Annotated in this window: 13 protein-coding genes; 5 read left to right on the forward strand and 8 right to left on the reverse strand. The window is 57.8% G+C overall.

Features of this window, described 5'->3' with window-relative positions:
- The first annotated feature begins 24 nt into the window (after positions 1–24).
- From WKI89_RS02875 to WKI89_RS02885, 3 genes are all read left to right on the forward strand, one after another.
- Positions 25–543, forward strand: coding sequence for a metal-binding protein (locus WKI89_RS02875; protein ID WP_337867719.1), 519 nt, complete (start codon positions 25–27; stop codon positions 541–543).
- Between the two features lie 80 nt (positions 544–623).
- Positions 624–1124, forward strand: coding sequence for a cupin domain-containing protein (locus WKI89_RS02880; RefSeq protein ID WP_337867720.1), 501 nt, complete (start codon positions 624–626; stop codon positions 1122–1124).
- A 100-nt stretch (positions 1125–1224) separates the two neighbouring features.
- Positions 1225–2373: an MFS transporter gene (locus WKI89_RS02885; RefSeq protein ID WP_337867721.1), complete on the forward strand. Its 1149-nt coding sequence runs from the start codon at positions 1225–1227 to the stop codon at positions 2371–2373.
- A gap of 23 nt (positions 2374–2396) precedes the next feature.
- On the opposite strand, the gene WKI89_RS02890 is transcribed toward WKI89_RS02885, so the two are convergent.
- The 8 genes from WKI89_RS02890 to WKI89_RS02925 form a co-directional block, all read right to left on the reverse strand.
- On the reverse strand, positions 2397–2999 hold the full coding sequence (locus WKI89_RS02890) for a M23 family metallopeptidase (protein WP_337867722.1): 603 nt from the start codon (positions 2997–2999) through the stop codon (positions 2397–2399).
- A 21-nt stretch (positions 3000–3020) separates the two neighbouring features.
- Complete coding sequence (locus WKI89_RS02895; RefSeq protein ID WP_337867723.1) at positions 3021–3677, reverse strand: M23 family metallopeptidase; 657 nt, start codon at positions 3675–3677, stop codon at positions 3021–3023.
- A 138-nt stretch (positions 3678–3815) separates the two neighbouring features.
- Entirely contained in the window at positions 3816–4811 is a 996-nt protein-coding gene (locus WKI89_RS02900) for an NAD-dependent epimerase/dehydratase family protein (protein WP_337867724.1), read from the reverse strand.
- Positions 4812–4823: 12 nt separating this feature from the next.
- Positions 4824–5594, reverse strand: coding sequence for a WecB/TagA/CpsF family glycosyltransferase (locus WKI89_RS02905; protein WP_337867725.1), 771 nt, complete (start codon positions 5592–5594; stop codon positions 4824–4826).
- Positions 5595–5609: 15 nt separating this feature from the next.
- Complete coding sequence (locus WKI89_RS02910; protein ID WP_337867726.1) at positions 5610–7019, reverse strand: exopolysaccharide biosynthesis polyprenyl glycosylphosphotransferase; 1410 nt, start codon at positions 7017–7019, stop codon at positions 5610–5612.
- 500 nt (positions 7020–7519) lie between these two features.
- Positions 7520–8566, reverse strand: a complete 1047-nt coding sequence (locus WKI89_RS02915; RefSeq protein ID WP_337867727.1) for a glycosyl hydrolase — start codon at positions 8564–8566, stop codon at positions 7520–7522.
- Between the two features lie 27 nt (positions 8567–8593).
- Complete coding sequence (locus WKI89_RS02920) at positions 8594–10396, reverse strand: polysaccharide deacetylase family protein (RefSeq protein WP_337867728.1); 1803 nt, start codon at positions 10394–10396, stop codon at positions 8594–8596.
- Positions 10397–10454: 58 nt separating this feature from the next.
- Positions 10455–12089 carry a glycosyl transferase family protein gene (locus tag WKI89_RS02925; protein WP_337867729.1) on the reverse strand — a complete coding sequence of 545 codons (1635 nt, stop codon included), beginning with the start codon at positions 12087–12089 and terminating at the stop codon, positions 10455–10457.
- Between the two features lie 560 nt (positions 12090–12649).
- Here WKI89_RS02925 and WKI89_RS02930 point away from each other — a divergent pair.
- On the forward strand, positions 12650–13285 hold the full coding sequence (locus WKI89_RS02930) for a TetR family transcriptional regulator (protein WP_337867730.1): 636 nt from the start codon (positions 12650–12652) through the stop codon (positions 13283–13285).
- 470 nt (positions 13286–13755) lie between these two features.
- The gene (gene wecB, locus WKI89_RS02935) at positions 13756–14892 is read left to right on the forward strand and encodes a UDP-N-acetylglucosamine 2-epimerase (non-hydrolyzing) (protein WP_337867731.1); all 1137 of its coding nucleotides are present in this window, start codon (positions 13756–13758) and stop codon (positions 14890–14892) included.
- Positions 14893–14924: the final 32 nt, after the last annotated feature.

Raw genomic sequence — 14924 nt, forward strand, 5'->3', positions numbered from 1 at the left:
CTTCCAGACCCGTAAACTACGCTCGTGCCATCGGGTCGTGTTCATGAAGCCATCAACATCAGCGCGCTGGGGCTGGCCTCAGCCGCCTACTGGGTCTACCGGGAAGAAATCGCGGTCTCCCAGCCTGTTGCGGTCGCTTTTGTCAGCAGCTTTCTGGTCGGCACTTTTTTGATCACCCCCGACCTCGACCTGGCCGAACAACAGGTTCGGGCCAAGGGGCGCTGGGGCTGGCTGGGCTGGTTTTGGGTGCCCTATGGCTGGATGTTTTCCCACCGAGGGCTTTCGCATACATGGATGATTGGCCCCCTCACGCGCATCTTATATCTGGGTGCGATGGGGGTGGTTTTGTACTGGATCGCCACCGCCGTTGCGAGCTACCTGGGGGTTCATTTCGATTTGCAGGGCCAGCTCAGGGTGCCGCCCCAGGAAATCTTGTGGGCGCTGGTCTTGGGGTATTATGCCTCGCAGTGGCTGCACCTGATCGCCGATGGGATCTGGCCGGATTCGGGCAACCTTTTGCGCTCAAGCAAGCGCCGCCGTTAGGATTCGGGGTCGTCCTGGCGCTATAGGATGCACCGAGCCTAGCCCCATAAGGCCCTTGTTTATAGGTAAAGCAGGAGATTATGCATAGCGCAAAGTTTTGGGTGGATTATCTGGGGCTAGAACCCCATCTCGAGGGCGGCTTCTACCGCCAGACGTATATTGCCGATGAGTTCATTGCACAATCCCACCTGCCAAGCCGCTATAAGGGCAGGCGGGCTTTTTACACCGCCATTCATTTCTTGTTGGAATACCCCGATTTTTCTGCCTTCCACCGTCTCCAAAGCGATGAGATCTGGCATTTTTATACCGGCAGTTCGCTCAGCATCTGGATCCTCTCCCCCCAAGGCCAGCTCTCGCAGGTTCGGTTGGGCCCCGACCCCACGCAAGGGCAGGTGTTTCAGGCTGTGATTCCCGCCGGTCACTGGCTGGGAGCCCACCTGGACAAGCCAGAAAGCTACGCCCTGGTGGGCTGCACCATGGCCCCTGGTTTCGATTTTGCCGACTTTGAGCTGGCAGCGCGCGCACAGTTAACCCAGCAATTCCCCCAACACCGTGATCTAATCGAGAGGCTTACCCGATGAGGCCAGGCATCCAGGCGCAAAACCGGTGTTTTGACAAAATACGCAGGTTCCGAAATTTGCAAACCGACCTGCCAGCCACGGAAGGATGCCGTCGGTGAGCGTGCGGCCTTCCCGACACAACAACCTGCCCCTGGCAAGAATCGCCATCTATGTGACCTTCTTTATTTGCGGTTTCGTCCTGGCGGCCTGGGTCTCGCGCATCCCGGCCATCAAGCAAAAGCTGGGGCTCAATACCGGCGAGTTGGGCCTGGTGCTGCTGGGTGCACCCGTCGGGCTGGTGCTGGCCATGCCCCTCACAGGCTGGCTGATCGCCCACTGGGGCAGCCGACCGGTGGTGGTGCTGGCTGCTCTAAGCAACTGCCTTTCGCTGCCGCTGCTGGCGCTGGCCCCCAGTGGCTGGACACTGGCGCTCGCGCTTTTTGTGTTCGGCCTCACCAACGCGGCCATGGACATCTCAATGAACGCCCAGGCTGTGGAGGCAGAGCGGCGCTACGCCCGCCCCATCATGTCCAGCTTTCACGCCCTCTTTAGCCTGGGCGGCCTGATTGGGGCAGCTTTGGGAGGGGCAGCGGCAGCGGCAGGAATGGAACCCCTCCCCTTTTTTACCTGGATGGCTATAGCCTCGGCGCTGTTGATGCTGTGGGCCATTCGGTATCTGTTGCAGGTTCCGCCTGCCCCCAGCGGGCCGCGCTTTGTCTGGCCTAGGGGTGTTTTGCTGGGCCTCGGCTTGATTGTGTTTTGCACCGGGCTGGGCGAGGGTGCGGTGGCCGACTGGAGCGCGGTGTTCATGAAGCAGGTGATTGGCAGCAGCGAGGCGGTAGCAGCCCTGGCTTTCTCGGCTTTCTCGGTGGCTATGGTGGTGGGGCGTCTGACCGGCGATGCGCTCACCCATCGCTTCGGGCCGGTGGCGCTGGCCAGAGCAGGCGGTCTGCTAGCGGCTGCAGGGTTTGTCGTCGCGCTGCTGGCGGCCCGCCCGGAGGTGGCCATGCTGGGCTTTGTGATGATTGGGCTGGGCTACTGCACCCTGTTTCCCCTGGCTTTCAGCGCTGCGGGCCGTGTGTCGGGGGTGCAACCCGGCGTCGCCCTGGCCTCGGTGGCGACGCTGGGCTACTTGGGATTTCTGGCCGGGCCACCGGTCATTGGACTGATTGCTCATGCCACCTCACTACGGGTCTCGTTTGCGCTGGTGGCGGGGCTGGCGGTGGTGATTGCGCTGCTGGCGGGACTTCTGCGGCCCAGGGCAGGCTGAGGCAAGCCACAAGGAATCAACTGCTACTCGAGCGCCTCGAGGGTCTGCCAGTTGCGGCCTACCAGCAAGGGCAAGGGATTAATTACCCGCTCGTCCGAACCCCACCAACTGCCATACACCCCAAAGTGCAGGTGGGGGGGCGTGGTGCGGGCGTTGCCAGTATTGCCCACATAGCCCAGCAAGGTTTGGGTGGTAACCAGGTCACCCTCTTGCAAGCCTTCCGCGTGACGATCCAGGTGCGCGTAATAGTAGCGCCGCCCACCCGGCCCCAGCACCATCACGTACAGCCCACCCAACTGCCCATACCCCATGCGAATTACCAAACCCTCGGTAGCCGAGTAGACCGGCGTTCCTCTGGACGCGAAAATGTCCTGGCCTTCGTGCAGCCGTCCCCCAGGGCGGGGGGCGAGAAAAGTGTCGGCAATCTGGCCTACCCGAACCCCCTGCACCGGCATCAGGAGCTGGGCATTAGGAGGTTGGGAAAGTAGACGCCCAAAATCGTCCCAGGTCGTCCAGCCTGAACCGGGGCTAAGGTCTGGAGCTTCGGAACTGGGCTGGGTAGCACGGGGCCAGGCACAAGCGCTTAAGATCAGCAGCAGAACCAATAGGTATGCGGGGTTTTTCACGGTAGTCCCAATTCCAAATCCCTAGCGGTTGACAAGGGTTTGCCAGTTGCGGTCGCGCAACAGGGGCAGCGGATCCAGCGCGCGGTAATCACAGGTCTCGCGGCCCCCTTCATAGATGCCAAAGTGCAGATGGGGGGGCGTACCGCGGGCAATGCCGGTGTTGCCTACATAGCCCAGCATAGTCTGTGGGGTCACCCAGTCGCCCTCCTTTAGGCCGGGTGCAAAGCGCTGGAGGTGGGCGTAATAGTAGCGCCTTTCCCCTGCGCCCAGCACGAAAACTTGCAACCCCCCCACCGGCCCATAGGCCATGCGCACCACAAAGCCCTCGGTAGCCGAGTAAACCGGCGTACCCCGCCTTGCAAAAATATCCTGCCCCTCGTGGCGGCGGCCTCCAGGACGCAAGGCCCCGAAGCTATCCCAGACCTGCCGCACCCGAACCCCCTGCACCGGCATCAGCAGGGTCTGGTCCGACTCACCCAAAAGATGGGGGGCCAGCCTTGCGATGCGTTCGCGGTAACCGGGCCATTCCTCCCATTTGGCCTGCTCGCTGGGGCTGCGCGGGGCCGGGGCGGGGTTGCATACCCCGGTCTCGGGCACATAGGGCTGGGTGGGGATAAAGCGCAATCGCTGAGCCGAGACCAGGGAAATCAGAAAAATACTGGTGACAATCCAGATCATCCAACGCACCCTTGTAGCCTGAAGGATGGCGGTAAAGATTGGGTTAGAGCAGATTACAAACGATCCGCCCGACTGGGTGGGAGGTCACAGGCTTTGCGAAAGTGACAGGGAAAAACCCTCCAGCCAGGGCCAGTTGAATCAATTTGACTGCGCCACAGCCTCTTTGGCTTTCTGCTTCTTGGCCACTTGCTCAGCTACCCAGGCATAGGTGCGCTCCATCCCCTCCCGCAAGGGGCGGTGGGGAGCCCAGCCCAGCTTCTCGCGGATGCGGGTATTATCGGAGTTGCGCCCCTGCACACCGACAGGGCCCGGTACGTTGCGAATGCTGAGGTTTTTACCGGAAATTTCGATGGTCATGCGAGCCAGATCGTTGATGCTGATCATCTCCTCAGAGCCGATGTTGAGGGGGCCAATATAGTCGCTTTTCATGAAACGCTCCACGGCCTCCAAACACTCGTCTATGTAAAGGAAAGAGCGGGTCTGAGTGCCGGGACCCCACACCTCGATCACACCGCCCTCCGGGGTCTCGGCCACTTTACGGCACATGGCCGCAGGCGCTTTCTCACGACCCCCCTCCCAGGTGCCCTCAGGGCCAAAAATATTGTGGAAGCGAGCCACCCGCACGTCCATACCGTAGTTGCGGTGGTAGGCAAAATAGAGGCGTTCACTGAAAAGCTTCTCCCAGCCGTACTCACTATCGGGCATGGCCGGGTAGGCCGAGTCTTCGGCCGTAACGGGCTTGGAGGGGTCGAGCTGGTTGTACTCGGGGTACATGCAAGCAGACGAAGAGTAGAAGACCTTCCCTACCCCCTTGTGGCGCAGCTCCTCGAGCACGTTCAGGTTAATCAGGGCCGAGTTGTGCATAATGGCGGCGTCATTCTCGCCGGTAAAGACAAACCCCGCACCCCCCATATCGGCCGCCAATTGGTAGACCTCATCGAATTTGCGGTCAATCACCTCCGCCACCAGGCGGGGGTCGCGCAGATCGCCCACCACGAACTCGTCAGCGGGACTTTCCACATACTCGTGACGCTTGAGATCAACCCCACGCACCCAATAACCCTGGGCTTTGAGCTTCTTGACCAAATGCCCGCCGATAAATCCACCCGCACCACAAACGAGAGCTGTTTTCATGCTTTTCCTCCTTCAGATATCTAACTTGTAACGACGCAGGCCCAGCAATTGCATCAGCACTGCGATCACGAACCTGGGGTTGTTGTGCAGGTAGCGCCGTGCCAGCCGCTTGGGCTCGGATACCATGCGAAAAAACCACTCCATTCCAATGCGCTGCATCCAGCGTGGGGCCTGTCGCTTGAGACCGGCGTGGAAGTCAAAAGCAGCACCCACCCCAACCATCACCGGAGCCTGCACTTTGCCCAGATGGGCCGCCATCCAGCGCTCTTGCTTGGGGGTGCTGAGACCTACCCACACAATATCGGGCTGGGCTGCATTGATCTGGGCCACAATGGCGGCATCCTCTTCGGGGGTGAGGGGGCGGAAGGGAGGCGAATAGGTGCCTACGACCTGTAAGCCGGGGAACCTCTGCTGGAGTTTGTCCCGCAGTAACTCTGGCACCCCCTCGTTACCCCCGTAGAAGAAGTGCCGGTAGCCTTTCTGTAGGGAAGCCTCGCACACGGCCAGCATCAGGTCGGGGCCGTAGGCCCGGTCCACGTGTTTGTGGCCGGCCAGGCGGCTCATCCAGACCATCGGCATACCATCGGGGGTGACCAGGCCGGCCTGGTTGTGAATTCGGCGCAGCTCGGGGTCGGTCTGGCTTTCCATCACCCCGTGTACCCCCGTAATGCACACATAGGTAGGTTCTCTGCGCTTGATCCGGTCATCCAGGAACTCGAGCGCCATCGGCAGGTTGATGGCACTGATGCCCACCCCGAGCACATTGGTTCGTTCGATCTTCAAATTCTTGACCTCCATTCAATAAGCCCCCTTCGAACCCAGCACCGCCAGTACGGTGCGAAACAACAGATAAATATCCAGCCATGGCGACCAGTTGCGGATGTAGTAGGTATCGAGTTCTTCTTGCAGCTTTAGATCGCTGTCGGAGCGGGCCAGCACCTGCCAGAAGCCGGTAATTCCAGGCAGCACGCTGTGGCGCAACTCGCGGAACTCCTGCGAAAAACGCTCGAGGTGGTAGGCAGGAAAGGGGCGTGGCCCCACCAGGCTCATCTCCCCGCGCACCACGTTGAAGAGCTGGGGCAGTTCGTCCAGGCTGGTTTTACGCAGAAAATAACCCACACCGGGCAGAATGCGCGGATCCCGCTTGAGCTTATAGGAGCGCTCCCATTCGGCTTTGGCCTCGGGGTTCTCGGCCAGATGGCGCTCGAGGCGCTGTTCTGCATCGGGGTACATGGTACGCAGCTTGAGGATGTTGATGGGCTTGCCCCCAAAACCCTCGCGGGTCTGTGTAAAGAAAGGCGAACCAGGACTGACCAGGCGCACCCAGAGTGCTAACAACCAGATCAGCGGAAGACTGAAGAAGAACAGTGGCCAACCTAGCAACCGATCCATCCACCATTTGATGACCCGGTTACGTGGCAGCAATAGATTTTTGCGAATGGAAAGGCCATGAATTCGCCCCAAGTCCCGCACCATAAACCAATCAATGGTCTGCTCGCCAAGATCGGGCACCACAATCACATGCAAAAAAGGGAGACGGTTGACCAAATCTTTGAGTCTGGCCCGCCCGATGCTCGAGATCGCCACCAAAGCTTCCTTCACCCCCAGCTTGCTGAGTTGATCGGCCAGCTCGAGGCCTCCGATAACCGGAACGCCCTCGATCATCTGGTGTTGTTTTTGCGGATCATCGTCCAGGAAGGCAATTGGAACCATCCCCAGGTAGCGATCCCGCTTGAGGGCCCTAGCTACCATCGTCCCAATCAGACCGGCACCCAGAATCACCACCGGATGCCCCCAGTAACCCAGCCTCAGCAGCAGCTCGCGGGTCAGGGCATTGAGCAGGGGAACCAGTAGCAAAGCAAAGCCTCCCGCCAGAACCAGAACCGCCACGTAGGCTCGAGTGGCCGGAATCAGGGTCAGGTCCACCACCGTGCAGGTAAATAGCAAGAGGGTAATCAGCAGGGTACGGCGCATCCGCTCAAACGGCGGCACCCCATAACCCGGATACAAAGCCCACACAAAATAGCCGACCGGAAAAACCGCTAGCAACAGTGCTATGGGGATGTACTCGCTTATGGGCACTGTGTGGGGCCACCAGGGAGAGAGTGCCGTGCGAATGCCCAGTGCAAGTACAAGTGAGAGCTCGAGCGCCAGCGCATCCGAGAGCCACAAGATCAGTGGTGCCCAAACAGGGGTTCGCCTGATCAATGGGACATCCATAGGCAAACCGTCTTTTTGTGCAGCAGCCCATCTTACACTGCGTTGTGCCATAACCTCCTCTCACAAAATATTTTGCTAAACACACTGATGCTCTCACACAGACGGAAAGGGTGAGAATATATAGAGAAAATAGTAGACCATCACTGTCAAAATGCTGTGGAAAATTCAGCATTCTTAACGAGGTAACGTTCGCATAACGCCAGCCAGATGTAAATGCCAATATGGACTTTTTTCATTATACCGTCCACAACGGCAAACAGACTACGAAGTAAGGTTTGAAAATAGTAACACCCCTCTCCGCTTTTCTTGGCCGGAGAGGTGCGTTAATGGGCCATTAATTCACTGGGAATACCCCCATGTATAAAAGGCGGTTGAGCCGCGTAGATAAGGTACCTATGCAGCAAGGGAAAAGTGGGCGTACTAAGTGGATGCTCGAGCTCTTCCGCAGAGCGCTCCTATCCGAGCCTTTGCAAACCGCTCGAGACGCCTCACAGCGGATGATCCAAGATCTGCGGGGAACTCAGTTTTTGTCGAAATACCTCCTTCAGGCCAGGTATCTGCTGAACCCGCATCTCGGTCTGATCGAAAGCTTCATTCCACCAAGCGAAGCCGCAAACCTGCGGCCACCGATTGGCCAGCAGCCCCGTGAGCGCTGCCTCTGCCCACTGCACTGCGTCCACCCTGGGATTCCCGGAGGTTACCCCAAACTCCGCCACGACCACCGGTTTGTTGGGGGCCAGCTCGGCCAAGCGTGGCATGACTGCATTCATGCCATCGGCAAAGGTTTGGGTGTTGTTTTCTGTAGGTTCTTGGGCCCCGTAGACCGAGACTCCAATCCAATCCACCACATCATCGCCGGGGTAGTAGTTTTCCAGGCGGTTCCATTCGGTCTCGGGGTCATCGTAGGCATCCACATGCCAGACCCAGGTCAGATTATCGGCTCCCACCGATTCGATGGTCTGTACAATGTGGCGGTAGGCATCGCGGAAACGTTGGGGGCCCTGGGTGGGGCCCCCGTTCCATTTGCCATTCCAGGAAAACCATTGTCCATTGGCCTCGGTACCCCATTCCACCAAAACCGGCGTACCAAAGCCTTTGGCAGCCTGCCCCCAGGCTTTGAGATCGGCATCGAAATCGCCGCGCAGGATAGCGGCCAGGTTGTAGAGGGGCTCGGCCACGTTAGTCTCACTGCTACTGCGCAACATCAGGCGGATGAACGGGAGCGCCCCTCTGGCCCGAATCCATTCGGCAGTGGCACGCGGAAAAGCCCGGCTGGCAAACCAGTCATTGGAGAAATAGACCCAGGCCACCTTGCGCCCGACAGCCTGTTCGTACGCATCAAGGGCAGCCGGGGTGATTTGGTGTTCTTCCAGGTTTTTCTGCCCCGGATAGACCCCGTGGTAATACGAGCCTGTAGAGGGAATGCCAATGCCAGTTTTGGGAGTAGACGGAGGCTCTACCGGCAGCACCGGGAGGATGCCAACATTGCACCCCCCCAGCACCCAAAGCACCGCCAAGAGACCTTTCTTGAGCATGGTTCTGGTGGGAACCGTACAAGCCCCTTACTGAGTAGTAACGGTAGTGGGGTCTACATAGGTATAGCCCAGGGTATCCCGCACGTAGCGCAAGAAGCCTTCAAATTGGGCTACCGTGTAGGCATTGGGGCCATCGTAATCGGGGTCAATGGTATAGGCATGGAAGAAATGGCCCGCCCAGGGGCAACGCAGCACCCGGTTGGCCCGGGCTGCTTCCTCCACCATAGGCAACAGGTAGTTGGGCTGCACGCTGCCTAAGGTCTCGGGGAGCATTAGGGTACCATTCACATCCCGCACTGGATAGGGGAAGAACTGTCCCGCCACAACCGTACCCACGCGGTATATGCGCCGCTCCATCACACGGTTGTAGACCTGGTTGAAGGTGGCATAGTAGCTCGGGTCGGCCTCGTAGTGAGGGGTTGTCCAGCCTACTGGTGTGATGTTGGCATTTTTGGTACTCAGGTTCACCAGGATGGTGCGCCCGGCCTGAATTCGCTGGAGCGCACTGGTGGCGGTCATGCCTGGAATGGGCGTGCTGGTAATGCGATTGCCGTTAGCATCGAGTTCAACCCTCCAGAATTCCCAGTCATCCCCAGAGACTCCGAAAGGGTTCTTGAGGTTTTCAAACTGGTGGGTGTAGCCGTGTTGGAAGATTCGACCACGAATGCTAGGAATCCGGCGGAGTTGATTGAGCGCCCCGCTGTTTTGCGTCCAGCTAATCTGGGTAACCGGGACGGTATTGTTATCCACGAATAGGGGTATGACGGTGGCTAGAAACGGAATCTTGACCCTATTAATGGCGTCCAGCATCCGCTTCAGGTCGGCACCTAGGTCGTTGGGGCTAAGGTCTTCCATCCGGGCCAGAGCCCTGGGCGTGCAGGTGACATCGCGTCCCATCATGGGTGCAATTAAGTCGGCAAAGATCAGGTAGCGATCCTGTTCGTGAATATAGGTGAAGGGATTGTCAGCAATGTACCAGAAATTGCCGCTTTGCAAGGCATAGGGAATTTGCCGCCCCGCGCTGTTTTTGGCCCAGGCGTGCACCACCACGCTGGGAGACTCGGCGGCCACTTCCATTATCTCGATGGGAACTTCCAACAAGCCAGGGATGTATTTCTTGAAGGTATAGCCCCGGTAGTCAATCTTGTTGAACCCTACTGAAAACTCGGCGGGTTGATACTCGGGGTACAAGGCCACATAGCGCAAACCCAACTGGCTCAGACTGGCCCCAATGGCCGCGTTATCCAGACGCCAGATGTTGTAGTTGAGCCAGGTGACTTTGGCACCTCCCATGATGTCGGAGATCAGGGCCGTAGGAACCGGGTCTTCGTAGGTACTTCCAATGTAGAAGGTGCGGTAGTACTGGTTGGCCTCTCCGGCGGTGTAGGTGGAAACCGCCTTGCGGGTTACCACCACATCGGCATAGCGGCCCAACAGGTTGGTAAGCATTATGGAGTAAATCTGGGCTGCATCGGGATAGGAGTAGGCTTGGGTTTGAACGTCGCCCATAGCCAGAGCCCCAATTTGATTACTTTTATCCTTACCCTTGCTTTTGGAGCGGGTAGATTTATCATAGGCCAGACCGGGCTTGAGCCGCACCGACCCAATTTTGGACTTTCCTTGCAGCGAAACCCCATCAGATTCACCAAATACACCGGGACCGTCGGGATAGAGGATCAGCACCGGCGTTACAGCCTGGGCATTGACATTGACTCTCCCCCCATCATCGGCTCGAGGGCTCGGAGAGGAACTACAGGCCGCCAGAAACAACAGGCTGGCTGCCAGTAGAAACAGGGTCTTGGCAAATTGATTCGTAAAAGCTTGCGTCATAATTCTCCACATACCAACCACTCCTTTGACCAATCCAGCAGATAGAGGTAAAAGACCATCAGTTGTGATAGTCCGTCGCTAAGGCAGGTGGATGCTGTGCACTGTGTAACCGCTCCTGGGTTTCGGTAATCCGTTGCTTTAAGCGATAAGGATCGAGAATCTGGTCGCGCAGCAAAATATCGCCCAAGGGTGTGTCCTGGGGCTTATCTCGCAAGGCTCGAGCCAGCACCTGTGGGCTCACATCGCCGTGAAACAGCAGTACATCCCCCAACCGGCGGCGCACGGGTTCCAGCACCTCCCCAGGCACATAGCTCTTGCGTTCGGTCTTATCCCATTTCGGAGTAGTGCCTTTTTTGACCCCTCGAGCAGGCCAGAAGTACAGCCGCCAAGCCCGCAACGCCGCTAGGGCATTAATGATGTTGGCTACAAGCCACCGCAGGGGGAACAACGGCAGCACAAAGGTAGCGCTTACTGCTTCGCGGGTTCCATAGATGGCGTTGATTGCAGCAAAGCGCATCAAGAGCCGCTCGAGGGTAATGGTCAGGATGACCCCGCTCAGCACGAGTATCAGCCGCTCATCGGCGTGGGGCCAGCGGAAGGCGTAGCTCAAAAGCGAGTACAGGGCCAGTGGATAACCCACAATATGCACCAGATTGGTGTATTTCCCCTTCTGGTCACGCCAGAGCACCAGGCGGTCTTTCCAGGTGAGCTGCCTGCGGTTGATCAGCCTGGGGCTTTGCAGCGTAATACCGTAGATCCAGCGGGCTTTTTGCTTTATAGCCGCCTGCATATTGGAGGGAAAATACTCCTTTACCGCCACAATTTCGGTGCGCACCCGCCCGCGATCATCTATGCGCGGGAGCCGCTGGACGTGGAAATGCACCCGAAAGCCCTTTTGCCACAAACGCAGGGCCAGCTCATAGTCTTCAGTCAGGCTACCCTCGCGAAAAATAGGGCCTTCAGCCGCCAAAAAACTCACCACCTCACGCCGTAAAGCAAAACCCGTGCCAGCACTGGGCACAAACAAACCCAACGATTCGCGCACGGGCATGTGGTGCAGGTGGCTCTCGGCAAACTCGTCGGCATAGGTTCCGGCAATGGCCCGATTCAGCCAGCGCCACCAGGGCAGTTTGGGGAACAGGGCAAACACCGGCAGTTGCACCATATCTTTGGACCCTAGAAGGGCGCTGTAAAGTCGAAAAGTATAGGGGTGAATCACATCCTCGGCGTCGTGTACGGCGATGATGTCGAAGTCCTGATTGCGAATATTTTCCAGGTCTTGAATAAACGCAAAAACTTCGTTGAGGTTCTGGCTTTTGCTGGTAGGCCCCCGCTTGCTGTTGACTACACAGTGGACATGGGGGTTTTGTTGTGCCAATGCCCGTACCTCTTGCAAGGTGGCCTCATCGTTGGGATACACCCCGATAAAAAACTCGAGGCGGTCTTCCGGATAATGCATCAAGCGAAGCGTGGCCCGCACCATCTCGGCCACCACCCCAGCCTCCTGCCAGGCCGCGACCATCACCGCAATACGCTTGGGCTGGTCGTCCTCGAGTTCCTCTCTCGGGAGGTTGGCTTGCTGAAAACGGCGTCGTCGGAGGATGTAGACCAGATCGAAGATCAGATCGTCAAAAATGGCAATCAGGTAACCAAAACAGACCAACAACAGGAGTACACTGATAAACTCAGACATCTATATACCTCCGTGAGTGTGCAACGGGACAGATGCGCTTGAAAAAAACCTATGATCTGGATGGGTTGAGTTGGCATTTTGCTTTCATCAGCTCAAAGCCGGTTACGCCAATTCCGGGCTATCAAATCTTTTGTTTCTCCGGGAAACAGGCCGCATATCATGGCCCCTTGTGTCCGAACATTGGTATAAGCAGGCTTGACCTCTCCTTAGGGTGCAACGTAGAAGGTCACTTAGCTTGAATACACAAAGTCAAATGAAATGACCTACGTCTAAGGCAAGGCCAGCGGAAGTCGGGTGGGGCTTTGCTGCCAGCGCTTTGCTGCGTCTAACTTTCTCCTAACCGGATGCTTAGTTACCATAAATTCCCCCTTACTGGCCTGAATAAAACACCCCTTAACGAAATTGCAGAAGTGTAGTCCAGAATTATAATAGCACTTAATGCAAAAATCAACGTTAAGTGCAATTTTTTACATTATGTGCAATATTATAGAGTTGTTATGGGAATGTAAAAGTAAAATGCATAGATAAAACAAGAAAAGCTTGCAAGAATGTAAACAATAATGAAGAAGCAGATCAAATCCTCGATCCGCGAGCGAAAACGCCAGGTGGTACGTGACGCTTTACATCACGCAGCCTTGAAGCTCTTGCTTAAAAGCGACTACGACGATGTTACAGTGGACGACATCGCCCGCGAGGCCGGGGTCTCGAGACGCACTTTCTTTCACGTCTTCAATACCAAGGAAGACGCAATCCTGAGAAACGCCGAAGATATGGGCAATGTAATGGCTGAGCTTCTTGCCATGCGCCCCAAAGACGAACCGCCCAGAGAATCCTTCCGCCAGATCGCCGGGCCTGTCCTGAAAGTCTTCATGAGCGACCCAGAAATGGCCCGCGAACGGGTTCAACTGGTGCGTGACACCCCCGCCCTGAGAGCCCGACAGCTAAAGCAGATGGACGACTGGGTAAGCGCACTGGCCGAGGTCTACGCACAGCGGATGGGGCTGGCCTCGCCCCAGGGTCTGCCCCGGCTGACAGCCTGGATCTGTGTAGCCGCACTGGACGTGGCGATGGTGGAATGGAGCTATCAGGAGAAAGACCCACCAGAAAAGTTTCTGACCAGGGCCTTTGCAAACCTGGACAACGTCCTTGCGAAGCCTTCTCGAAAGCCTGCTAAGAAGAAGGCTGCGTCAAGGTGAGTCTGTTGTGTCACCAGCAGCGGTTTTCACAATTACTGCGTTATCTCAAAACTTGCACCTAAGAATCCCGTGCGGGAATCCTCGAGCTCCCACTCACCCAACAACGGTCACTCCGACGAAGGGGGAATCTGATACGGCAAGGACACCAGTGATGTTCTTGGCCGCACCCCAACAGATTCCTCGGCCAATTACGCCTCGGAATGACGGGTTTTTTATGCCTGATGTTGCGTTGTTTGTGCGGTTTCGCACAACTGCAAGTTCTGAGTTATCGGATTTGGGTACTCAAATCGCTTGTTCGTAGAACGGTTACTGAAAACACCAGCGTCTTTTACGTAGGGTCTTAGGCGAGTTGAGCCGCTATGTACGCCAAGGCCTGGAAATCTGCTCTTCCCATCGCTAGCCCGGAGGGTGTGTAAACTATAGCTCGCGATGCATACCTTTGCTCGACTACAAAACCGCTGGGGAGGCCTATGAGCAAGCACGTCGTACTTGCCTTTGGAACCCGGCCCGAGGCCATTAAGATGGCCCCGGTTATTTTCGCCATGCGCCGCCAACCGGGCATCCGAACCACGGTGCTCTCCACCGGGCAACACCGCACCCAGTTGGAAGACGCCTTGCGGGTGTTTGGCATTGAGCCCGACACCGACCTCCAGGTAATGACCGACCGCCAGACCCTGCCGGCGCTGATGGGCCGCATCGTGCCCGCCGCTGCGGATAAACTCAAGGAATTACAAGCCGATTACGTGGTGGTGCACGGGGATACCCTCACTACTTTTGCCGTAACGCTGGCGGCTTTTTTCGAGCAAATTCCAGTGGCCCACGTGGAAGCCGGGTTGCGAAGCTTTAATATGCTCGAGCCCTTTCCCGAGGAAGCCAACCGCCGCCTGACCGACGTGCTCACCGACCTGGATCTGCCCCCTACCCACACCTCCAAGGAAAACCTGCTGCGCGAGGGTAAGCCCGAGCAAAATATCATCGTCACCGGCCAGACCGAGGTAGACGCCGTGCTGTACGCCAGCACGCGCGGTACGCCTCCTCCTCTCCCCGAGGGTAAGCGCATCGTGGGGGTAACCATGCACCGCCGCGAAAACCTGCCCTTCATGCGCGAGCTGGCAGCGGCCCTGGCACGGGCTGCCCGGGCCCACCCCAACTGCCACTTTGTATATCCGGTGCATCTAAACCCCGCCGTGCGCGAAGCCGTCTATCCCGAGCTGGACGGCCTGCCCAACTTCGAGCTGTTGGAGCCGCTGGATTTTGGGGCCATGGCAGGGCTGATGAAACGCAGCACCCTGCTGGTGACCGACTCAGGGGGGGTGCAGGAGAGCGGGGCCACCCTGGGGGTGCCGGTGGTGGTGTTGCGCAACGTCACCGAGCGGCCCGAGGGACTGGCAGTAGGGGCTCTGAAGCTGGCCGGAACCGACCCCGAGCAGGTTTTCGGTACCATTGATGCCCTGTTATCAGATGACACTGCCCTCGAGGCCATGCGCAACCGGCCCAACCCCTACGGCGACGGAAAGGCAGCCGAGCGCTGTGCCCAGGGCGTGGCCTGGCGCTTGGGGCTGGGAGAACGTCCGGCAGACTGGAAAGGCCTCGCTACACTCCGTTGAGTGGGCATCGTCACCTTGCGCCAAGCAGAGGC

Origin of the sequence: Meiothermus sp. (genome assembly GCF_037443965.1) — a bacterium.
GTDB lineage: Bacteria > Deinococcota > Deinococci > Deinococcales > Thermaceae > Meiothermus.

Excerpts from the sequence above, each read along its gene's own strand:
- wecB (WP_337867731.1), top strand. The coding sequence starts at position 13,756 with ATGAGCAAGCACGTCGTACTTGCCTTTGGAACCCGGCCCGAGGCCATT.
- WKI89_RS02920 (WP_337867728.1), bottom strand. The coding sequence starts at position 10,396 with ATGACGCAAGCTTTTACGAATCAATTTGCCAAGACCCTGTTTCTACTG.
- WKI89_RS02915 (WP_337867727.1), bottom strand. The coding sequence starts at position 8,566 with ATGCTCAAGAAAGGTCTCTTGGCGGTGCTTTGGGTGCTGGGGGGGTGC.
- WKI89_RS02880 (WP_337867720.1), top strand. The coding sequence starts at position 624 with ATGCATAGCGCAAAGTTTTGGGTGGATTATCTGGGGCTAGAACCCCAT.
- WKI89_RS02925 (WP_337867729.1), bottom strand. The coding sequence starts at position 12,089 with ATGTCTGAGTTTATCAGTGTACTCCTGTTGTTGGTCTGTTTTGGTTAC.
- WKI89_RS02900 (WP_337867724.1), bottom strand. The coding sequence starts at position 4,811 with ATGAAAACAGCTCTCGTTTGTGGTGCGGGTGGATTTATCGGCGGGCAT.
- WKI89_RS02895 (WP_337867723.1), bottom strand. The coding sequence starts at position 3,677 with ATGATCTGGATTGTCACCAGTATTTTTCTGATTTCCCTGGTCTCGGCT.
- WKI89_RS02930 (WP_337867730.1), top strand. The coding sequence starts at position 12,650 with ATGAAGAAGCAGATCAAATCCTCGATCCGCGAGCGAAAACGCCAGGTG.